Here is a 24588-nt window from a genome sequence, read left to right as displayed (position 1 = left end):
TTTTACTAATCAACTAAATGTATAAAGTTATGAAACAAAAGATACTAACTTATTTTATATTAGTAACAGTCTGCATCGGGCTTCACTCCTGCCTGTTCAAGCAAGATGATTATTTCGATGCCTCTTCAGCAGAACGGGCTACTGCAGATGTCCTCAAGTGCAGCGAACTGCTGAAAAGTTCTCCGAACGGTTGGTTGATGGAATATTACATCGGTCCTAACTATTCTCTAGGAGGTATTACCCTCTTTTGTAAATTCGGCGAAGAGAAAGTGAAGATGGCATCTACACTTACTACTCCGAATGTACCTTCAGGAATATCAATGGAATCTCTTTATCGGGTAGTATCCGAACAATCGACCATGCTGACGTTCGACAGCTACAACGAACTGATTCACTATTTCGGTACTCCAATGGGGTCGGGAAATGACGCGAACGCCAATATGGGAGGCGACTATGAGTTTATTATCATGAGTACCTCCAACGAGCAGGTTGTCCTTCAAGGCAAGAAATATGGCAACACCATCATAATGACAAGACTCACGGCGGAAACAGACTGGGAAGAATATATACGGAACGTAAATCAAATCGAACAAGAAGCTTATCTTTATCAATTCGATGTCATTGCCGATGGTCAAAGAATAGGAGAACTGAAAAGAGCCAATTATACGCTAACATGGAACGACGAAGGAAAAAATTCTTCAACGATTCCATTTGTCTTCACTCCAAACGGATTCCACTTCCGCGAACCAATCACGATAGACGGCAAAGAGGCGCAACATTTTATATGGGATACGGCCTCAATGACTTTCACCTGCAAAGATGAAGGAGCACAAAATATAAAACTAGTATCTACCCTTCCGGCAGGATATCTCTATTACAATGATTTCATAGGCAATTACACCTTTAAATGTCAATCCATGATGCCGCCGACAAGCCCCGAAGATATGCCGGCTCCTGAAAACAAAGAATTTGAAATCAGTATCACACAAAAAGTTGAAAATGAGAGTTTCACTATGACCGGATTAAATGCTCCGATAACTATGGTCTACGACCGTTCCAACGGAAAGATGACGTTAACAGTACAGCCTGTCGGAAGCATAGGTAGTTATAATGCCGCAATTTCATTTGGCAATAATCAAGGGTACATCCCCTTCTATCAGAGTGCAATAACAGGTTACTACTTTACCGTTATAAGCAAAATAGAAAGTACTGCCCCGTTAGTATTCAGTTTCGAAGATGAAGGAACTTTCAAAATGCTGACCGGTCAAGCTCCTACGGCAATCCTCTTTGAAGGATATACTTCCGGGAATTACAATTCAAGTACTTTCACCGGATGGATGGCATGGTATTTTGACTATACAATTGAAAAGAAACAATAACCTAAGTTTTAATCAAATTAATTAGTATAAAGCATGAAGAAGTTACTAAATATACTCATACTATCATTGTGTGTCTGGACAACGGGATGCAATGATGATGATACAGACATATCCATCTTGAAAATCATCCAATCGAACACCACGTTCAAAGCAGCAGGTGGAGAAGGCTTTATAAAAATAGAAGCTAGCGGCGCCGTCACTGCCAATTCCGACGCAGATTGGTGCGTCATTACAGATATGACCAACGAGATTGTCACATTTGATGTAAAAGAGAATTATGACTATCCGGGACGCTACGCCCAAATTATCATACGTAATGGAGAAAAGGATCAGAAAGTAGCTGTTACTCAGGAAGGTGCCATTATCATTTATGATGAAAACGACCTCGAGCAAGCAACGGGCAATGAAGAATCGTCTTTGGTCATTGCACTGACCGGCTCGTTTCCTTTTGAAATCACGATTCCCAAAACTGCAAAGGACTGGCTATCGTATGAACTAGTAGACGAAGGTGTACGGTTCAACTTCAAGAAAAATACAACGAACGCAGCACGCGGAACTCAGGTACAAATTACGAACGGCACGCGTACTGCCAATTATGTATTGATGCAATACGATGCTGAAAATCTTCTGGGGAATTGGGTGGCAACATTCAACCGCAATTGGCAAGGAAGCAGCAACAGTGGCAGAGGTCCCGCCACCATAAAAACAGGAGAAAAAGACGGCACTTACCTCATCTCACTACCCAATTCTTCGATGTTTCCGATGACATTGACAGCAACTTACGAAAATCACGGGTTCAGAATCGCTGCCAGTCAGTACCAAGGCGAAACAGAGGTGGAAAATGAAACTAATGGAACTAAAAAAACACTCTATATGTATGCTGGTCTGGCATCTATATACTATAGCTATTGGTCGGCAAGTCAAAGTGTCGACCTTGCTCCGAGCATAGTTAATGGAGATATTATGCTGACATTGCATGATAATGGCAGTGTGAAAGGTGCTGTCATCGCAGATTTACTTCTAGGGTTCTTTATAGAAAAAGATAATCTGACACCAAATAATTTCGTGTCATCTTTCACCATGGATATTTACAATCTCAAACTATTCAGATAGACAAATATGGCTATTCAGAAAAATAAAAAGCAATACGATATGAAGACATTCTTTAATTGGGCTATTCTTTGCATGATATATGGCTTCACAATGACTGCCATATCATGCTCAGACAATGATGACAATGTTCCGGCATTATCCGCTCCCAAAGGTATCACATACACTAACGTTTCCAGCAATTCGTTTACTGTGACATGGACAGCCGTTTCCGACGCAAGTACTTATACCGTGAAAATAAAAGATGAATGGGGAGAACTGACTGACAAGTTTCAGACAGTAACCGAACCTACAGCTACATTCACTGGATTGGAACCGGAAAAGAAATATTGGATAGCAATAAATGCTACATACAGCAACAACTCTTCTACTTCTCCTTTTAGCGAATGGAAAACAATCCGGATGGCAGAAGGAACTATAGCTAAAGAATTCGCCTCCGGTGCAGGGATTGAGCATCTTCCTTTTGTCATCAAAACACCGGGACAACTGAAGCTCATGTCTTATCTGGTCAATAAAAGTAATGAGAATAAAGAAAACACTCTTGACACTCAAAATGACATTGAAATAAAAATGGATCCGGCAATCGACTATTCCAAAGCTTATTATGAACTTGCGGATGATATAGACATGAGTAAAATTGACAACTGGACTCCTATAGGTACCGGATTGGACAACAAACAAATTCAAATGCCCGAAAAGAATATGTTTACAGGACACTTTAACGGAAAAGGGCATACTGTCAGGAATCTCACAATCAACTATTCAGGCAATGAACCTAATGCCATATACGGATTATTCGGTTTAACGGGAGCAGGTTGCACCATCTCAAATTTAAATGTAGAAAGCGATATTACTACAATACATACAGGTACCAAAGAAGTAGCAAATTACTTACTTGTCGGAGGAATTATAGGATATAGTTTCAGAACCACTATAAACAATTGCACTTTCAAAGGAAATATACGCGCTTCATTTTCTACCGATATATATGGAACGGCTATGGTTGGAGGAATATGTGGTAATATGACAGGAGAATTAATTAATAACTGCATGGTAGAAATACCTGCTTCAAATGAGTTTATAGTTTGTGGTAACTCCCCTCAGGTTGGTGCCATATTAGGATATGGTGACAGAGGAAGTATCCAATATTGTTCAGCCAATATTGACGGCTTAATACAAGCTGAGGCTAAACCAATTGACAGTTCTGCGGAGTCAGGTATAGATAATGCCTCGACCTTTGTCGGAGGAATTTGCGGTTCTTCCAGTGGAGTTATAATCGGTGGTTGCGAGGTAGTTATCAACGGAACTTTACATTCTATCAGCAAAAAGCCCACAGACGAAGCCGATATAACCACAATAGCATCTGTGGGAGGAATTGTGGGTAACTATGGCGCTGATATGCTCGGTAGTTGTAACATTCTCATTGCAGGAAGTGTAAAGGCAGAAGCGGACAACATAGCTAATGCAGGCGGAGCTGTCGGAGTACAATCACGTGCAGGATATGGAGCCACTGGCTTACACGCAGTTATTACAGGAGAGGTTATAGCAAATGTCAAGAGTCGTGTTTATGGAAGTTCAGACGTAGCTTACGCCGGTGGAATATACGGTACAGGGAGCTTTCAGATGTCATCAGGAAGCCTTCAGGACACAGATGTCACCATCAAGGGAAAAGTAATAGCTATACATCCACAGATAGCAATGTCAGGAGGTATAGCAGGTAGTATGATGACTTTAATAAGATGCTGGACAGTCATTGATAAGAATGGTTTATTGTCCGCGGAAGGAGGAGTAGCAGGGGCTAGTTGCGGTGGGATAACAGGTAATCTACTAAGTGGAAATATATACGGAAGTTATACTATCTGTAAGGGTGTTATGAATGCAAAAGCAGTAACAGCCACTGATCGTAATACAATAAATATGGGTGGAATTGCTGGAGTTGCCAATGGTACTCGTTTTGCCAGAAAAATAGTAACAGGGTGCTATTCTCTCATCGAAGGTACAATGTCTGCTACAGGTCCTATAACATTTATAGGAGGTATCGCCGGCCTGAGTAGTAGCTACACTACAATGAACGCCACCTACTGGTGGAGTGCGTCCGATGCCATTACAGGACATTCGGGAGCCATGGGAGCATCAGAGACATTCAGAATTCCTGATACCAGTCAAGCGAGTCTTGAAGAAGCAGCACAGAATATGAATACACCGTTAGATAATTATGGTTATTTCTTCTATCGGGAAAAAGATAAATGCTTGAATATTACAACAAAACTACAATAATAGATTCTCTCTCTTTAGTTCCACAAACCATCCTTGGTACACTCTAACATACAAATCCAAGGATGGTTTGTATTATTCAACACATTCAAAGCACATTAAGTGAATACTCATAACTATCTACAAAGTAAAATTTTAAATAGAATACTGCCATATCCTGTTAAAAAGCCCATCACAAAACACAAAATACAAGATCGCAAAGGTATTTTTCTTTCCCCAAAGTTTCCATAAGGAAAATATTCCTATATCTTTGTAACTAGATATTTTAAAAGACCACATTATGGCAAAAAAGAAAGAAAAGAAAGAGAAAAAGGCCGGCAAAAGAATGAGTAAGAAAGAGCTGGCAGCATTATTAATAGACTTTTTCCATGCCAAATCCAGCGAGACCTTGAGTATGAAATATATATTTTCAGAACTGCGTCTCACCACCCATCCGCAGAAAATGCTATGCGTCGATATATTACATGACCTTTTAGCTGACGATTATATTTCCGAAATAGAAAAAGGAAAATTCCGTCTCAACAATCATGGAACGGAGATGACAGGCACTTTCCAACGGAAAAGCAATGGTAAGAATTCATTTATTCCTGAAGGAGGAGGCGAACCGATATTTGTGGCCGAACGCAATTCGGCACATGCCATGAACAATGACAAAGTAAAAATTGCTTTTTATGCCAAACGGAAGAACAGAGAAGCAGAAGGAGAAGTAATAGAAATACTGGAACGTGCAAACGATACTTTCGTCGGCACACTGGAAGTAGCCAAGTCATACGCATTCCTGGTGACAGAGAACCGTACACTTGCCAATGATATTTTCATTCCGAAAGATAAGCTGAAAGGCGGTAAAACCGGAGATAAAGCCATTGTGAAAGTAACCGAATGGCCGGACAAGGCTAAGAATCCTATCGGACAAGTAATAGATATATTAGGTCAGGCTGGTGACAATACCACAGAGATGCACGCTATTCTTGCGGAATTCGGTCTGCCGTATGTATATCCGAAAGCAGTAGAAACAGCAGCAGACAAGATTCCTGCCGAGATTTCAGCAGAAGAGATTGCCAAACGCGAAGATTTCCGTAAGGTAACAACTTTCACCATCGACCCGAAAGATGCCAAAGACTTTGACGACGCACTTTCCATCCGCAAACTGAAAGACGGATTATGGGAAGTGGGTGTACACATTGCCGACGTGACACATTACGTAAAAGAAGGAGGAATCATCGACAAGGAAGCAGAAAAACGGGCAACCTCCGTTTACCTGGTAGACCGTACCATTCCGATGCTTCCCGAACGGCTGTGTAACTTCATTTGTTCACTCCGCCCGAACGAAGAAAAACTAGCTTTCTCCGTTATCTTCGATATTACGGAAAAAGGAGAAATCAAAGACTCACGCATCGTACATACGGTTATCAACTCCGACCGTCGCTTCACCTATGAAGAGGCACAACAAATCATAGAAACAAAAGAAGGAGACTTCAAAGAAGAAGTGCTCACATTAGATACCATTGCCAAAGCACTGCGCGAAAAACGTTTCTCTGCAGGAGCCATCAACTTCGACCGCTACGAAGTGAAGTTCGAGATTGACGAAAAAGGAAAACCAATCAGCGTTTACTTCAAGGAGTCAAAAGATGCTAATAAACTGGTGGAAGAATTCATGTTGCTCGCTAACAGAACAGTGGCAGAGTTTGTAGGTAAAGTGCCCAAAAATAAAAAGCCCAAAGTGCTTCCCTACCGTATTCACGACCTGCCCGATCCGGAGAAGTTGGAGAACTTGTCACAGTTCATTGCCCGCTTCGGCTACAAAGTGCGCACAAGCGGAACGAAGACGGATATCTCCAAATCCATCAACCACTTATTGGATGACATTCATGGAAAGAAAGAAGAGAACCTGATTGAAACGGTATCTATCCGCGCCATGCAAAAAGCACGTTATTCAACTCATAACATCGGCCACTACGGACTGGCCTTCGAATATTACACTCACTTTACTTCTCCCATCCGCCGTTTCCCGGACATGATGGTACATCGTTTGGTGACGAAATATATGGACGGAGGGCGCAGCGTATCCGAAGCCAAGTACGAGGACCTCTGCGACCACAGCTCCAACATGGAACAAATCGCAGCCAATGCCGAGCGTGCTTCCATCAAATATAAACAGGTGGAATTTATGAGCGAACGTCTGGGACAGATTTACGACGGTGTAATCTCCGGCGTAACCGAGTGGGGACTTTATGTAGAACTGAACGAAAACAAATGTGAAGGTCTGGTTCCTGTGCGTGACTTGGATGATGACTATTACGAATTCGACGAGAAGAACTATTGTCTTCGCGGACGCCGCAAAAACAAAATATACAGTTTGGGAGACGCTATTACTGTTCGGGTAGCCCGTGCCAATTTGGAGAAGAAACAATTGGACTTCGAATTAATAGAAAAGTAAAAGTTTGAATATTCAAGCAAACTGAAAAGCTCATTCAACCCCTGATAACATTAGTACGGGAATACGATTGATTAGATAAATCTGTGAAAACAACCAGAAAAAAGTTTGCATAGATTTGTGTAATCAGTCGTAAGTCTGTACTTTAGCGTATCATTTTGATTATTCTTACTATTATAACATTCATATATCCATGAAGACTGTCATTATCGAAGACAAACAACGAATCGAGTCCATTATCCTGCATTGCGATGCCTGTTTTGTGGGCATTACAGATTTAGAAGGTAATCCCTATGTAGTTCCCATGAACTTCGGTTATGAAAATGGCACCATATATCTGCATTCAGGTCCCGAAGGCAGCAAGTTAGAGATGTTGGAACATAATAATAATGTATGTATCACTTTCAGCCTCGGACATAAACTTGTCTACCAACACGAAAAGGTAGCCTGCAGTTACAGTATGCGTTCCGAAAGCGCGATGTGTCGGGGGCAAGTGGAATTCATCGAAGAGATAGACGATAAACGTCGTGCACTGGATATCATCATGCGTCATTATACAGACAACGCATTCAGCTATTCCGATCCTGCCGTACGTAACGTAAAAGTGTGGAAAGTAGCCGTCCGGCAGATGACAGGAAAAGTCTTTGGTCTGCGAGCCAACGAAAAGCCATAAAACAGTTTCCGGCTTTCGGCTAATGAATTTAACTTCATGCTCCACACCCGTTTAAGAAACGAATTCAGCATTCAAGAAGCATGACGGAGCATCTCCAAGCAAATTTCTCCAAACAAAAGTTCAGGGCACTTTTACCCTCACACCCTCACCCTCTGCCTGTATCTCTTTATCCATCGGCATCACAGGTGTGAGGGTAAAGGTGAGGGTAAGTGAGGGTAGGCTGTTACCCTCACCCTGTCTCATTGTAAGCGTCGTCCTGCTTCCCCGCATTACATAAGAAATGCAACCGGTATACATCTGTTATCCCTTCATTATCCATCCGTTAAACCACCGATATAGTTAATTCCCCACGGCCGTGGGGAGATCTTCCCACAGCCGTGGTAACTTCTCGTCACAGCCGTGGAGAGAATTCGTCACGGCCGTGGTAAACTAACCATATCGGTAGTCTGATGCAAGAAGAGCGGTAACTTAATACAATAATAAAGGGGAGATAAGGTATTCTTCCCTGCTTCATAATATCCATTCTCCCTATACACCAGTACCAAGACAGCCGTTTATAACATGATTATAAAGACTATTCTATCCTCTCATTTCAAATTCTTTTTGTATACTTGCAGCATAAATAGATAAGTACTCTTACAAATAAATAAATTATGAAGAAATTACTATGTCTCGCCCTGTTAATATCTGCCGGAAGTATCTACACCGGCAATATCTCGGCAAGCAACAAACCTACCGGTAACAAATCCGGCAACAACTCAAAGGACATATACAAAAAGACCTGGATCGACTTCAATAAGAACGGTGTAAAGGACGTATACGAAGATCCCTCCGCTCCTATCGAGGCCCGTATCGCAGATTTGCTTTCGCAAATGACGCTGGAAGAGAAAACCTGTCAGATGGCTACTCTCTACGGTTCGGGACGGGTATTGAAAGATACATGGCCTACTGCCGCATGGTCAGAAGAAATCTGGAAGGACGGTATCGGAAACATTGATGAGCAGGCGAACGGACTGGGTAAGTTCGGTTCTGAGATCTCCTATCCGTATGCCAACAGCGTCAAGAACCGGCACAGCATTCAACGCTGGTTTGTGGAACAGACACGACTGGGGATTCCGGTGGACTTCACCAATGAAGGAATACGCGGATTGTGCCACGACCGGGCTACCATGTTTCCCGCCCAATGCGGTCAAGGTGCCACATGGAACAAGAAACTGATCCGGGAAATTGCGAAAGTCACTGCAGATGAGGCAAAAGCACTGGGATATACCAATATTTATTCTCCTATTCTGGATATTGCACAAGATCCTCGCTGGGGACGTGTGGTAGAAAGTTATGGAGAAGATCCTTATCTGGTGGGCGAATTAGGGAAACAGATGATACTCGGTCTGCAAAGCGAGGGTATCGTTGCTACTCCCAAGCATTTTGCCGTGTATAGCATCCCGGTCGGTGGACGTGACGGAGGTACGCGCACTGATCCGCACGTGGCTCCGCGTGAGATGAAGACTCTTTATCTGGAACCTTTCCGCAAAGGTATTCAGGAGGCGGGTGCTTTAGGAGTGATGAGTTCGTATAATGATTATGACGGAGAGCCTGTTTCGGGAAGTTATCATTTCCTCACGGAGATTCTGCGTCAGCAATGGGGATTCAAAGGATATGTAGTATCGGATAGTGAGGCGGTAGAGTTTCTGCACACCAAACATCGTATCACCCCGACTGAAGAAGAGATGGCGGCACAAGTGGTCAATGCAGGATTGAATATCCGTACCAACTTTACTCCGCCACAAGATTTCATTCTCCCGTTGCGTCGTGCTATCAACGAAGGTAAAGTCTCTTTGCATACGCTCGATCAACGTGTCGGTGAGATTCTGCGTGTTAAGTTTATGATGGGGCTTTTTGATAATCCGTATCCCGGTGATGACCGTCGTCCGGAGACAGTGGTACACAATGACGCTCATAAAGCAGTATCTATGAAAGCCGCTTTAGAGTCTATCGTCCTTTTGAAAAATGAGAATCAAATGCTTCCGTTATCCAGAAACTTCAGCAAAATAGCAGTGATTGGTCCGAATGCGGAAGAAGTGAAGGAACTGACTTGCAGATATGGTCCTGCCAATGCGCCTATAAAGACTGTATATCAGGGAATCAAAGAATATCTGCCTAACTCGGAAGTTCGCTATGCGAAAGGCTGTGACATTATTGATAAATATTTCCCGGAAAGCGAACTGTACAATGTTCCATTAGATACACAAGAGCAGGCAATGATTCGTGAAGCGGTAGAACTAGCAAAGGCTTCGGATGTCGCTATCCTCGTATTAGGTGGAAATGAGAAGACGGTTCGGGAAGAGTTTTCACGCACCAATCTTAACCTCTGCGGACGTCAGCAACAATTATTGGAAGCGGTTTATGCAACAGGTAAACCTGTCGTTCTGGTGATGGTGGACGGAAGGGCAGCAACCATCAACTGGGCAAACAAATATGTTCCTGCCATCATTCATGCCTGGTTCCCCGGCGAATTTATGGGGGATGCCATTGCCAAGGTTCTTTTTGGAGACTATAACCCGGGAGGACGCTTGGCTGTCACTTTCCCGAAATCAGTTGGACAGATACCTTTCGCTTTCCCATTCAAACCGGGTTCGGATTCTAAAGGAAAAGTTCGTGTTGCCGGTATGCTTTATCCCTTCGGATATGGTTTAAGCTATACGACCTTCGGATATTCAGACTTGAAAATATCTAAACCGGTAATCGGTCCACAAGAAAATATCACTCTTTCATGCACTGTGAAGAATACAGGAAAGAAAGCAGGAGACGAAGTAGTCCAGCTTTATATCCGCGATGATTTTAGCAGTGTCACCACCTACGATAAAGTATTGCGTGGTTTTGAACGTATTCATTTGCAACCGGGAGAAGAACAAAGTGTCAGCTTTACACTTACTCCTCAAGACTTGGGGTTATGGGACAAGAATAATCAGTTTACGGTAGAGCCGGGAAGTTTCTCGGTGATGGTGGGAGCTTCTTCACAGGATATACGGTTGAAGGGAAGTTTCGAGGTTCAATAAACTAAAAATGTAGGCAGACAAAGATTACCTACCTTCAAAATACTTATTAAAATATGGTCAAACAATAAATTGAGACTCCATTCTCTTTCTATCGTTTGACCATATTTGATGAATATACCTAAACTAACCTTATTGAAAACGTCGCTTTAGCTATGTTATTGCAAACTGAATTTCTTTGTTTGTACGTCGCGACTATTTCCACCAACCATCACTTCAAATTCTCCCGGTTCACATACCCAATCCAGCGCACTGTTATAGAATTTCAGTTGTTCTGCTGTGATATCGAAAGAGACAGTACGGCTTTCCCCTTTCTTCAAATGGATACGCTCGAAACCTTTAAGTTCTTTCACCGGACGTGCTACACTCCCTACCATATCACGAATATACATTTGTACGATTTCGTCAGCATCATAGCTGCCCGTATTGGTGACGGTGACAGAGGCGGTTATCTTACCCTTTTCATTCATTGAGTTATTGCTAAGTCGGAGATCACCGTAACGGAATGTGGTGTATGACAATCCATATCCAAATGGATAAAGAGGATCATTGTCTATATCAAGATAGTTACTACGGAATTTACTGAACCACTTTCCTGCTTCTAAAGGACGACCTGTATTCAAATGATTGTAATACAAAGGAATTTGTCCTACGTTCTTCGGGAAGGTCGTAGTCAGTTTTCCACTCGGAGAGACATCTCCGAATACTACATCACAAATCGCGTCGGCTGCTTCACTGCCTCCGAACCATACATTCAGTATAGCCGGAAAATTTTCCTGTTCCCAAGTCATCACAGTGCTGCGACCTGCAAAATAGACCAGTACAATCGGTTTGCCTGTCTTTTTCAATGCTGTCAGAAGATCACGCTGCGCATCCGGCATTTCAAGATTAGTACGGCTGCTGCATTCACCACTCATTTCAGACGATTCACCAACTGCTGCCACAATCACATCCGCTTGGGAAGCTACATTCAAAGCCTCATCAAGCAATTCCTGCGCACTACGCGGATCACGCATCTCACGACCGAACATGGTAGCTTCCGCCTCTCTTTGAGCATCATACATCAGATTTGAACCTTTTGCATAAAGAACTTCCGCCTTGCCTGCCAATGATTGCTTCATGCTTTCATACAGGGAATTGTATTTGTCAGAAGCTGCCGCCACACTCCATGTACCCGGCATATTAGCCTTTGTATTGGCAAGCGGGCCGACAAGAGCTATTTTACCTTTACGCTGTAATGGAAGCAGGTTATTTTCATTCTTCAAAAGTACAAATGTCTCAGTAGCTATTTTACGGGCTATGGCACGGTTTTCTGCCGTAAAGATATCTTTCTTTACACGACTTGCATCACAATATTTATAAGGATCATCAAATAGTCCGAGCTTGTATTTCGCTTCAAGAATACGACGGCAGGCTTTGTCTATTTCAGCCATTGTCACTTTCCCTTCTTTTAGAGATTTCTCCAAAGTAGTAAGGAAACCGTCTGCAACCATATCCATATCGGTTCCGGCACTAAGTGACATGGCAGATACCTGTTGAAGATCTCCCATTCCATGAGCAATCATCTCGGAAATAGCCGTATAGTCTGTCACAACGAAACCATCAAATCCCCAACGGTCACGCAAGACATCAGTCATCAGCCATTTGTTGCCGGTAGCCGGAATACCGTCAACCACATTGAAAGAAGTCATCACACTACCCACACCAGCGTCAATAGCCGCTTTATAAGGAGGGAAATAATTGTTGAACATACTTAGGTGACTCATGTCTACTGTATTATAGTCACGACCGGCTTCGGGTGCGCCATATAGGGCAAAGTGTTTCACACAAGCCATGATGGTGTTCTTATCCGTCAAATCATTACCTTGATAGCCTTTTACCATGGCAACTGAAATCTCCGAACCTAAATAAGGATCTTCGCCTCCACCTTCAGCCATACGTCCCCAACGGGGATCACGACAGATATCAACCATAGGGCTGAAAGTCCAGCAAATGCCATCAGCACTGGATTCTTTTGCCGCTATACGGGCGGATTCTTTGATAGCCTCCATATTCCAACTACAAGAGAGTGCCAAAGGAATAGGAAAAACAGTCTCATATCCGTGAATGACATCCATACCAAACAACAAAGGAATTTTCAAACGGCTCTGCTCTACGGCAATCTTTTGGACTTCCCGAATATTCTCCACTCCTTTTACATTGAAAAGACCACCGACCTGACCTTTCCTTATCTTACCGGCCACATCACTACTCTTAGCTTGTCCGGTAACAATCTCACCCGACACAGGAAGGTTGAGTTGACCGATCTTCTCCTGCAGAGTCATCCTCCCCATCAGGTTGTCAATAAACTGATCCATTTTACCCTTATCGGCTTGCGGGGCAGCCATAACAGTGACAGCAAACGCCGTAATCACTGCAGTTAGCAAAAATCTACCTATTCTCATATTCTGTTTTTATATTTATATTATTCTTTCTTCTGTTTTTATTCGGCTGTTGTAGAAGTGAAGCCTAGCTTTTTCAGTCCGTCCTGAATTTCCGGACAACTCATGAATAACCGCCAAAGTAGTCCTGTACGGTAGTTCTCTATCATTGGCGCAATCGTACACTGGTCGATGGCAAGATAATGCGGAACAGTCCACTTCTCGTTCAGTGAGAACGCATCGTGAAATCCATATTTCCCCCAAATCCATGCTCCTTGTTTATAGAAACCTTTCAAGGCGGCCATCGACTCTTCCGGTGTATAAGGAAAAGAGGATAAAGCGGCAGTAGGAGTAATCACACCGAGATCATTGTCGGGCATGTGGGCTGAATAGCCATTTATGGAGTAACTTGCTGTAAGTCCCCAGCAATCAGATCCATATCCTTTGTAACCTTTCGGATTAGTGACACAATATTGATAATCACTCATCGCATGATTGCGTACCACATTCCAGTAGTTGGCATATTGATCGGTCAAGTTACGCGGATCAAGGCCGATGTAAGAGTAGTGTGCCCAGAATAAGGGACCGCCTTTCTCTTCGGCTCCATTATGCTTCAGTTCGAGCGGATAACCGTAAGGTTTGGAAGCACTTTTGATGCCACCGCTACGCGCCCACCCTTCATGGTAACAGGCTGCCGGAACGGAATGTGTAGGAGATGAGGCTGCAAGGATATAGGTAATCAGACATTCATTATAGCCTTCGAGCGGGAAGTTCATTTCCCAGCCATAGTTAGGAGACCAATGCCAGTATAATACATTCTGGTCACCGTTCCGGTACCAGTCAAATTCCATCCCGTGCCACAGTTCGTCTATTTTAGCTGCCAGTGCTTTTTCTTTCTCGTTACCATCTTTCACGTATTGTCGCGCACACAACAGGCTTTGCATAAGGAAACTACTTTCTACCAGGTCGCCGCCGTCATCTTTTGTTCCGAACGGTTTCACTTTGCCCGTAGGGCCATGAAGCCAATGCGGCCATACTCCATGAAAACGATCGGCTTTTGCCAGATAGTCTACAATCTTTGTCAACCGGTCTACACCTTCTTCCCGGCTGATAAAATTTCGTTCGATAGCCACCAACAAGCCGGCAACTCCAAATCCGCTACCTCCAATCGTAATTACATCCTGGTCCTGCTGTGGATAGACATTATCAAGATGTATACGTTCACAGGCCAGTCCGGAAGTCTTTTCCGCACCTTCCCACATATAGTTGAAGTGGGTCTTTTGAATATAATCGAGCAGTTCATCGTCGTTCGCAAATGCCTCGGGGCGATCAGGCTCCGCATTGGTCATTGTCTTGTTCTTTTGTGTACATGCGCATACCACTACGAGTAGAGTAATAAATATGCCGGTTCTTGTCCATTCCATCATCTTATAAAGTATTTCTTCTGATTAATAATTATTGTTTCACGACTTTCGACAACGCCGACCGTCCCGATTCATTCAAAGCTTCAATGGCAAAGTAGTAAGTCGTACCAAGGTCAAGTCCCCGGAAGTCATAATGATCCGCACCGTTCACTGTGATACAGTTATATAACTTTTCGGGAGCAATGCCATAATAAATATTATAGCCGTAGGCATCGGATGAAGGATTCCACGAAATCATTGCATTGCGCTTATCCTGTTTGTCACGCACTATCTTGAAATTTCGTACGGGCAGAGGTTTCTCTCCATCAGCATTACCAAACACCCGGAATTCCGAAAGACAAAAATTGCCGGATGGAACATGAATGTTTTCCAGTTTCAGATAACGGGCATCCAGCGTCTCACTCAATTCGATGTAGTCATGAGGTACATCTTTATCGTTATCACTTTTATCTACCGCCAGTGTCCAATCTGTCCCGTTATCACTGGAGTAGATGCGATATTGATAGTATAAATCGTTTGCACGATTATGCTGCACACTTTTATGGTCATAATAGTTGAGTTGGATCGCCTTTATGTGTTTCATGCCACCAAGGTCAATTTCTATCCACTCACCCGGTTCTCCGGTTTTAGCCGCCCAATACGTACGCATATTTTCATCGGTAAGATTGGAAGCGGAATAGATACTGTCGGTGCTGGATACTTTTACCGGTTTCTCATAAGAAAGAAGCATCCAGCCGGTAAACCGGTCAGTCGGATTTTTAATATCGTAGTCGGCATTCCAGCAAGGATAATCACCGAATGCTGTGGTAGAATACATCACCCCATCCGGATCGAATGCCGTAGGATATAATCCGATGCGTCTTTCAAACTTATATTTGAGGGATAACATGCAAGTACCCACATGCCAGTAGTTTCCTTTCAAATCTTGAAAAGTACCACTGTGTCCTACTCCCTGCACAAATCCGCCGGGCTTATAGCTCATCGGATTATGCTGCTGGTAAGTGAACGGCCCCAATGGCGAATCGCTGACATATACCCCGTCGGCATATACCTTGAACTCCGTTCCCGGAGCACCGTACTGAAAATAATATTTTCCGTTATGCTTCGTCATATAAGCCCCTTCGGTAAACGGACGCAACGTCACTTCATCATCATTGTTCATCCCAAACCGTTCCCAGCCATGTTCTTCCGGACGAAGCATCATTATATCATAAATCTTGCTGACAGGATGAAAATCATCACGACTGACTTGTACGCCTTTAAGAGGGTATTCATTACTCGAACCATAATAAAGATAGAGTTTACCGTCATCATCCAAAAATAAACAAGGGTCCCATGAAGGTAACGTATTACGTTCGATAGCACGCTTGAAACGCCCGGATTTGGGAGACGTGCTATACCACACGGGCAATCCTTCATAAGTAGAACCGGTATAGAACAGCGTATCTCCGCTTACAAATGCTGCCGGAGCACACATATCGTCATCCGTAGGACGACGCTGGAAAGAGGCCGGAGCAAATTCCCAGTCACTTAGATTCTTCGAATAATGGAAGCCTCCCTGGTTCGTGGAAAACAGGAAATACTCATCTTTATAGGTTAATCCCATCGGATCGGCAGAAGATCTGAACGATCCGCCAGACTGAACATTGTTATTATAAGGTTCATAGTTATAACTAATATTCATAGGATTACAATAGGTACGAGTGACAGGATGCGCTGGGTCATACCACCTTGTAGTTTGAGCAGGCTGACGCTGCACAGACCTATGCTTCTCCGGTTGCATAACGATTTTCACTTGCCGGTCGTCAACAGCACGTTTTACATCAGCAAAAGATTTTCCCGGATAATAAACATAAAGATGTACATCGTTATCAGTAGCCTTCAACGTATAACGGCCTTCCACGTCTGTGTTACAATGAACCGGACTCGAGAAAAACATAACGGTAGCCCCTTCAAGCGGGTTACCCTGTTCATCTACAACCGTTCCGGTTATTTCGTATTGATTTACTACCGGGATATAGTAGTCACTAACCTGCCCTTTCACTACTTTTATAGAATCGTCGGTTGGTAGGGCGTTCCCTGCCAAAGCAGAGAACGCTATCCCAGAACTTAGTAATATCTTTTTTACTATTCCTGTCATTTCCAAATTTTATTTAGACATAATTACTCGTCAATCGGTTCGTTCGTCAGACTTGGGATATTGGATACCTGATCGAAAGGAAGCGGATAATAGGTTTTATCTTCAGTCCATCCTTTGGAACCAAGTACAGAAGCAGCCTTACCGGTACGAATCAAGTCATTGTAACGTTCTCCCCACTCACAAACAAGTTCCATACGGCGTTCATCAAGGATTTGATCTACTGTCGCATTATCGATATCGGACATCTTGGCACGGTCACGTACCAGATTTAGCGATGTATCACCATCTTTACCTAAACGAACTTTGGCTTCTGCATTCATCAACAATACATCTGCGTAACGGAATATGCGGACATTATTATTTGAACCATATTTAGTACGGCCAGGTGTCAGCTGATCTGTCGGAGTATAAGCTTTCCCATTCCAACAATCTGTTTGAGTCGGGTCTTGTAATTTACGAATCACGTCACCGCTTGGTGTAGTCGTACCAGCCAACAGGAACGAAGTCGTAGCGCGGATAGTTTCACCACGAGCTGCCGCCCAATCACGGAAGTCTTTATATATACCAATGAATCCCCAGCCGGAAATATTCCCGTCATTTGCCGGTCCCTGGAATATAAACCAGTTATCGGCATCTACCATATCACCTGAACCAATACCAAAGTCAGTACACTGACATTCGAACAACGATTCATCACAAACCTTACCCGGAATCTTGAATAAATTATAGTAATCATCATAAAGCTTAAATTTCTTACTACCGATAATATCATCTGTCAGTGTTTCAACTTCCCCATAATTTCCCATATTCAGATGCATCTTTGCTGCAAGCATTTCTGCCGAGAAAGCAGTGACAGCACCATAATGAGCCATCTCGTTCGGACGTAATCTCGGAGTATGTTCCATCGTATATTGTAAATCTTCAAGAGCATATTTATAGACAGCATTGATCGTTGAACGGGTCATGTCGGTTTGAGTATTACTACGTAAAATAGTCACTGGACCAAAAGCCTGTACAAGCCGGTAATAAGCATAAGCACGAAGGAACTTCACCTCACCACAATAAGAGCGGTAATTGGTCATATCATCGTCCGACGTGATATTTTCGGCATAGGAATCCAGCGATTCAAGAGCAGCATTGGCCACTTTTATGATACCATAGTACTGATTCCACATCTCGTTGAGTCCCCAGAAAGAATTGTCATAAATATACGTTCCCATATCAACAAGGGTTACCTGGTCATCTATACGTCCGGACCAAACATCATCATCACGCACGACAGACAAGGGATATATCACCCAATGCATACCGCCTGTTCTAATTTTGGCATATACTCCGGAAACCGCTTGGTACATATTATCGATTTGAGTAAAGTCCACATTTTCCTCCGGAACCTTATTTTCGGGCTCTTTATCAAGATAATCACATGATGTATTGCATAACATTAATGCTGGCAACGCATATATTAAGATATTCTTTAGTATTTTCATTTTCTTGTTCTTTTGTTAGATTAAAATTAATTTTCCCATTCCGGCTTAGAAATCAATTTGAATTCCAAAGCTATAAGTAGATGTCAAAGGATAAACTTCTGTATCCCAGCCTTCTGCATCGCTCAATTCCGGAGTAAACGAGTGTGCTTTAAACGTTGTAAACGGACGATCTGCCGTCAGTGAGAAGCGGATACCCGGCAATGTATAGTTCACTAACTTGACATTACGCAAACTGTATCCGAGAGTTATGTTCTGAATACGGAAGAAATTAGCACTTTCTACAAAATAAGAGTTCACTTTCTGATCAGATACATTCCAGCCATTTATCAATGCTGCAGCAGACGGATGTGAATTAGTAGAACCCGGTCCGGTCCAACGATCCTCATACTGTGCTTTATCGAAATTGTAATCAGCCTGTGCAGAACGTAAAGCACGTTTACGGTTGTATATCTGTCCGCCTGTTTGTCCATACGTAGTCAACTCAAAATCCAGATTCTTCCAGTTCAAACCAAGATTAATACCATACGTAAAGTTGGGTATGTAAGCACCAAGCACCTGACGGTCATCACCATCAATCACGTTGTCCCCATTTACATCCTCATATTTGAAGTCACCCGGTACAAGATTGTTAGCTACCGCAACCGGGTCTTCTGCACATTCTTCCGGAGTCTGATAAACTCCTACTACCTTAAATCCGTAGTATGAATTCATTTCTTTACCCACCATATTGATAGTCTTTCCTCCTTTGATAGAGTTAGGCCCACCAAGATCCTTCACCTTATTCCTCAAATATGAAAGGTTTACTCCCAAATTATATTTGAAGTCTCTTCCGATATTATCATTCCAGTTTAGTGACAAATCAAAACCCTGATTCAGGATTTTACCATAATTTCCTGCAAGTACATCATTACTGAATGGCAAACGAGGAGATATAACAGCTCTTTTTGTCAAACGATAGAAATAATCCAAATCCACATTCAAGCGATTCTTAAACGTAGAGAAATTTAAACCTACATTAGCTTCATCTACCAATTCCCACTTCAGCCAACTATAAAAAGTTGTATTCTGATAGCCCGGGAAAGTTGAATTACCAAATACACCGGATGCAGAATTACCAGTGGTTATTGAAGCAAAACCATCACTTGGAGCTACGTGGTCATTACCCAAACGCCCCCAGCTGGCACGTAATTTCAGATAATCGAAGAACTTTTGATCTTTCATGAAATCTTCTTCACTGATAACCCACGCAGCACCAATAGAGGGGAAATATCCCCAATGCTCCTGATATTTGGAAGAACCATCCGCACGCATAGTGAATGTCAACAAATATTTTCCTGCATAGTCATAACTTAAACGGGTGAAATAAGACTGACCACGATAACAGTAGCCATCATCTCCAAGAGTCACACCTTCGGCATTTCCCTGGCTCAAATAAAGCCATTCATCCTTTCCTTCAGGCACATTATTAGCTTTTCCCCACATATACCGATATTGCTGTTGTCGCATAGAATAGCCCAACATGGCCCCAAAACTATGTTTTCCCCATTGATCATTATAGGTCAATATGTTATCCCAAATATAATTGTAATAGTTTGTATCTTTCTTTGTCAACTCCGAAGTAGTCTGTTGCTGCCAACTACTTACATAATAAGGGGCAATATATTCACGACCACGGATGGCTGAATAATCATAGCCATAGCTCGTTTTGAAATTTAATTTCTCTGGTAGTATCTGGAACTGAGCATAAAAGTTAGTCAAGACCTGATAGTTCTCATTTTGCGAGTTATAGTAGTTGGCTGTTGCTATAGGATTGTAGAAGTTAGCAGTGAAACCGACCGCATCAGGCGAAGCATATTTATCAGGGAACGTCTTGTCATTTGTTGTATCATAAACCGGATAAATGCCAGGAGAATTAAATGCCTGTTGCCAAGCCGTATTTTTGGGCAATACCTGAGTAGAATTACTAAATACACCATTAAAACCTACTTTCAACCAATTGGTTGCTTCATAATCAAGTGCCGCCCGGAAATTAAGACGCTTATAATTATTCTCCACATCCATTATACCGTCCTGATATAAATAACTCATACCTACAGAATAAGTACTTTTTTCTGTTCCGCCACTAATCCCCAAACTGTGGTTAGTGATAAGTGCACTCTGAAGTAACTCCTTGTACCAGTCTGTATCTGAATCAAATTTCCAGTTATGAAAATCAGGATCGGAATAATCACCACCAAATTTATCAATAGAAGCCTTCATTTTAGATACATATGCAGCATAATTACCTTCGAGAAGCATAGTAGCATATTCCTTAGAGTTCGCCATTTCCAACACATTCGTTGCTTTCTGAACACCTACATACCCATTATAGGTAATTTTAGCTTTTTGATTACGCTGTCCTTTTTTGGTAGTGATAATAACAACACCATTGGCAGCACGCACACCGTAGATAGCAGCAGCCGAAGCATCCTTCAACACGGACATATCCTGAATGTCATTACTGTTAAGGAAATTGATATCATCATAGAACATACCGTCTACAACATAAAGAGGCGAGCTGTTGGAAAATGATCCTTTACCACGAATGGCTACCTTCGGCCCTTCTCCCGGAGTACCGCTATTGATAACATTCACTCCGGCCACTTTTCCTTGCATGGCAGCCATCGGTGAAGTTGCAGGAGTAGAAAGTAACGCCTCTCCCTTGACCACAGTAATAGGAGAAGTCAAGTCTTTGGCTTTAGCTGAACCATAACCGATCACGACCACTTCTTCCAATTTCTGAACATCATCTTTTAATTGGACATTGATTACATTTTTCCCTTTTACAGCAATTTCTTGAGGTATCATTCCTATATAAGAGAAGGTAATAATCGCATCTTCGGGAACGTTTTCCAAAGTATAGTTACCATTAAGGTCGGAGATAGTACCAATGTAGGTACCTTTTACATGAGCAGACGCACCTATGATCGGTTCACTAAAGGAATCCACAATAGTACCTCTGATTGTTTTGTTTTGAGCAAATAGTGTCTGTAAACACAACACTACAACTACAAGAAAAGTAATCTTTCTCTTCATTTTTTTACGTATTAATTGATAATAAGGTTACTAAAAAATCGATGCGACAAAGGAATGGACTTTTTAAAATTCTTGCAAAATAATACATACTACGCTACTACTTTTATGCTGTACAACACTACGTTTTTAGTACGTTTATCGCTTCCAGACACTTATTTCAGCATGTTTTTTCGCTGAATTGGGATTTATTAATAATTTGGTATTATATTTGAAAATATTTTTATTATAAACACAGAGAGAAACAATCCAATGAAGTACACCGGTTTCATATATCTATTTATAATTCTCACAGAAGGATACTTATTTCCGGCAATAAGTCACGCATCTACCTTTATGCCCATTGTCACCAACTATACTGCCAAAGACTACCAAGCAGGATTGCAAAACTGGGCTTTAGCCCAAGGAGAAAATGGAGAAATGTATATTGGAAATAATACAGGGTTATTATGTTTTGACGGTTATACATGGAGTACATATCAAATGCCCGGCAATCAACTAGTCCGATCCATACTCATTGACGGTGATCGTATTTATGTGGGAACATACGAGGACTTCGGTTATTTCAGCCGTAACTCCCTTGGTATACTTGAATACACTTCTTTATGGAACCAGCTCGAAAATATCAAGACACACAACGATGAAATATGGAATATACTCAAAGTAGGGGAATGTATTTATTTCCAATCATTCAGTTCATGGTTTAAATATGACGGCAATAAAGTTACTGCACACTATGATTCCAAACACCTGCCACTGTATTTTCACAAAGCACATGAACGAATCTACGTACAGATGGTTAACGGTGATTTTTATCTCCTCGAAAATGATGAATATAAACTACTGATTGAACGTAAAGCATTGAAAGATGATTCCGTAGTTGCACTCATTCCTACGTCAGGAGGCAAAATGATTCTATGCACCGAGTGGAACGGACTCTTCGACTACGACGGGACAACCCTCTCCCCCCGTCCTACAGCCATCGACCAAGAATTAAAAAGCCAGCAGATGAATCGTGCCACAATGATCCCGTCAGATTCGACAATTGTACTTGGAACAATCCGTAACGGTATCTATGCCATTGATAAAGAAGGTAAAGAGAAGTGGCATTATGATATGGAAAATCGTTTATATAACAATTCCGTATTACGACTTTTCTGCGATCGGGATAATAATGTATGGGCTGCACTTGATATCGGTGTAGCATTAATTCATACCGGCTCGCCTTATTCCATTTTAATACCCGACCGCGACTCACAGTCATTCGGAATGGTATACGGAGTCAATGTCTTTAACAATAACTTATATATTGCTACTAACCAGTCTGCCTGGCTATATTCTTTCATAAACAAAACTGTTGTTCCTATTCAAGGCACAGAAGGACAAAACTGGCATATCAGCACATTTGATTCACAAATCTTGTTGGGAAACAACTTCGGTACCAAAATCATAACAGGAACTGCAGCGAGTAACATTCCGGAAACAGAAACCAGTAGCACGTGTCTGCGTAAATGCATCATTAACGGACAAGAAGTGCTCCTTGAATCTTCCTATTATAACCTCCGAGTCTATCGCAAGCATAATGGCAAATGGAGTTTCTCTAATTCGATTGACGGTTTCTGGAATCCAGTACGTCAGTTCGAAGTGGATTATAGCGGTAATATCTGGGCGGCACATATGAGCCTCGGCATCTACAAAATAGAACTCTCAAGAGATTTAAAAAAGGTGGAGAAGTATACTTATATCAAATCATTGTCAGACGAAGAGAATAATGCAAGCCTGATGCATGTTATGAAGATACGTGGAAGAGTGGTATTATCGGACAGCAAAAGAACGTATACTTATGATGATATTAACCAGCGTATCATACCTTTCGTACAACTTAACTCTATTCTCAAAAACGGGATTAATATGGCTATACCCGTAGATGATAACCTCTATTGGCTCACCGACTATCGAGGATACACCCTGATAAGATATGATAATGACAACTTCAGGATGGAACGCTTCATACCTTCCTCTTTTTTCGGACTTGAATGCAATGAAAACAATAATAATGTATATGTAAACAATAACATTACTTATTTCTGTCTCAACAATGGTATAGGGCGTTTGGATATGAATCTGAAAAAAGACACTTTGCTGCAAAGGAATTCTTTACTCATTAGAAAAGCTACTTCTTTGTCGCAGAATTATCAATTGCATCTAATGCCTGTATCTGCCGAAAAGAAAGACAACAAGAAAATATGGGGGGATATAACTTTCCATTTGTCTTATCCTAATTTTAACTACGAACCTCTCCGTTTTTGTTATCACCTCACGGGAAGTAGCTTGGATCTGATGTCAGAATCAGCCGATCCGGTAGTCACATTTGGTAGCTTAGGGTATGGAGATTATCATTTTACGGCTTCAGTGAAAAATGTCGATGGTCAGGTACTTAGTTCCGTAGAATATTATTTCAATAAACCACGCCCATTTTATCTGTCCATATATGCTTGGATAATATATGTGCTTCTTGCGAGTGTAATAGTATATTTATACTCTCGCTGGCATGCTGCCAAAATGCTAAGAAAACGTAATAGGGAGTTTGAGAAAGAGAAAATGAAACAGGACTTCAAGATGTTGGAGCAGGAACATATCATTGCGCAACAACGCGAACAATTACTTGAAGCTGAATTGCAGGTCAAAAGTAAGGAGTTAGCCAGCCTGGCTCTTGATGCCGTAGTCCAACGTAAAGCGGTTGAAAGCTTGAAAGAGGTTATGTCCGAACAAGAACATAAGGGAATTATCAATCAACATGATATAGACACCATACTGAAGCAGATTAATGGAAACCTGAATGAGAAAGAATTCTGGGATATTTACCACAAGAACTTTGATATGATCCATAAGAATTTCTTCCGTAACCTGCGTAAACAATATCCCAGCCTCACTGCCAGTGACTTGAGATTTTGTGCACTGTTACGGCTAAATCTATCGACTAAAGACATTGCACAATTCACCAATCTTACTATTCGCGGGGTAGAAACAGCACGTTACCGAATAAGAAAGAAGCTTGCCATTCCCGGGAATATTAATCTTGTTGATTTTCTGATTGACTTTACATAGGACATTTACTG

General features: G+C 42.1%; 13 protein-coding genes. 7 read left to right on the top strand and 6 right to left on the bottom strand.

The window, feature by feature from the left end; translation table 11 throughout:
• The first annotated feature begins 29 nt into the window (after window positions 1-29).
• From I2I04_RS04195 to I2I04_RS04175, 5 genes are all read left to right on the top strand, one after another.
• Window positions 30-1379 carry a DUF4302 domain-containing protein gene (locus tag I2I04_RS04195; RefSeq protein WP_195654395.1) on the top strand — a complete coding sequence of 450 codons (1350 nt, stop codon included), beginning with the start codon at window positions 30-32 and terminating at the stop codon, window positions 1377-1379.
• A 33-nt stretch (window positions 1380-1412) separates the two neighbouring features.
• Complete coding sequence (locus tag I2I04_RS04190; RefSeq protein WP_195654394.1) at window positions 1413-2492, top strand: BACON domain-containing protein; 1080 nt, start codon at window positions 1413-1415, stop codon at window positions 2490-2492.
• Between the two features lie 39 nt (window positions 2493-2531).
• Window positions 2532-4766 carry a fibronectin type III domain-containing protein gene (locus I2I04_RS04185; protein ID WP_195654393.1) on the top strand — a complete coding sequence of 745 codons (2235 nt, stop codon included), beginning with the start codon at window positions 2532-2534 and terminating at the stop codon, window positions 4764-4766.
• 277 nt (window positions 4767-5043) lie between these two features.
• Complete coding sequence (gene rnr, locus I2I04_RS04180; RefSeq protein WP_143258882.1) at window positions 5044-7200, top strand: ribonuclease R; 2157 nt, start codon at window positions 5044-5046, stop codon at window positions 7198-7200.
• A gap of 190 nt (window positions 7201-7390) precedes the next feature.
• A complete protein-coding gene (locus tag I2I04_RS04175; RefSeq protein WP_008023449.1) occupies window positions 7391-7870 on the top strand; it encodes a pyridoxamine 5'-phosphate oxidase family protein in 480 nt (159 codons plus the stop codon).
• Between the two features lie 120 nt (window positions 7871-7990).
• Here I2I04_RS04175 and I2I04_RS23395 read toward each other — a convergent pair whose 3' ends face one another.
• Window positions 7991-8113: a hypothetical protein gene (locus tag I2I04_RS23395; protein WP_255436084.1), complete on the bottom strand. Its 123-nt coding sequence runs from the start codon at window positions 8111-8113 to the stop codon at window positions 7991-7993.
• Window positions 8114-8523: 410 nt separating this feature from the next.
• Here I2I04_RS23395 and I2I04_RS04170 point away from each other — a divergent pair, with 410 nt between their 5' ends.
• Window positions 8524-10926 carry a glycoside hydrolase family 3 N-terminal domain-containing protein gene (locus I2I04_RS04170; RefSeq protein ID WP_195654392.1) on the top strand — a complete coding sequence of 801 codons (2403 nt, stop codon included), beginning with the start codon at window positions 8524-8526 and terminating at the stop codon, window positions 10924-10926.
• Between the two features lie 155 nt (window positions 10927-11081).
• Here I2I04_RS04170 and bglX read toward each other — a convergent pair whose 3' ends face one another.
• Genes bglX through I2I04_RS04145 form a run of 5 tightly spaced genes read right to left on the bottom strand, consistent with a single transcriptional unit; the run spans window position 11082 to window position 21472 of the window.
• Window positions 11082-13367, bottom strand: coding sequence for a beta-glucosidase BglX (gene bglX / locus I2I04_RS04165; protein ID WP_195654391.1), 2286 nt, complete (start codon window positions 13365-13367; stop codon window positions 11082-11084).
• Between the two features lie 38 nt (window positions 13368-13405).
• Window positions 13406-14770, bottom strand: a complete 1365-nt coding sequence (locus I2I04_RS04160; protein WP_195654390.1) for a glucoamylase family protein — start codon at window positions 14768-14770, stop codon at window positions 13406-13408.
• 28 nt (window positions 14771-14798) lie between these two features.
• The gene (locus I2I04_RS04155; RefSeq protein WP_195470381.1) at window positions 14799-16907 is read right to left on the bottom strand and encodes a family 43 glycosylhydrolase; all 2109 of its coding nucleotides are present in this window, start codon (window positions 16905-16907) and stop codon (window positions 14799-14801) included.
• Between the two features lie 23 nt (window positions 16908-16930).
• Entirely contained in the window at window positions 16931-18397 is a 1467-nt protein-coding gene (locus I2I04_RS04150; RefSeq protein WP_195654389.1) for a RagB/SusD family nutrient uptake outer membrane protein, read from the bottom strand.
• A gap of 45 nt (window positions 18398-18442) precedes the next feature.
• Window positions 18443-21472 carry a SusC/RagA family TonB-linked outer membrane protein gene (locus tag I2I04_RS04145; RefSeq protein ID WP_195654388.1) on the bottom strand — a complete coding sequence of 1010 codons (3030 nt, stop codon included), beginning with the start codon at window positions 21470-21472 and terminating at the stop codon, window positions 18443-18445.
• 249 nt (window positions 21473-21721) lie between these two features.
• Here I2I04_RS04145 and I2I04_RS04140 point away from each other — a divergent pair, with 249 nt between their 5' ends.
• Window positions 21722-24577: a hypothetical protein gene (locus I2I04_RS04140; protein WP_195654387.1), complete on the top strand. Its 2856-nt coding sequence runs from the start codon at window positions 21722-21724 to the stop codon at window positions 24575-24577.
• Window positions 24578-24588: the final 11 nt, after the last annotated feature.

Origin of the sequence: Bacteroides sp. 1001136B_160425_E2, assembly GCF_015559655.1 — a bacterium.
Classification (GTDB): Bacteria; Bacteroidota; Bacteroidia; order Bacteroidales; family Bacteroidaceae; genus Bacteroides; species Bacteroides luhongzhouii.
This window is presented reverse-complemented; position numbering and strand designations above follow the sequence as displayed.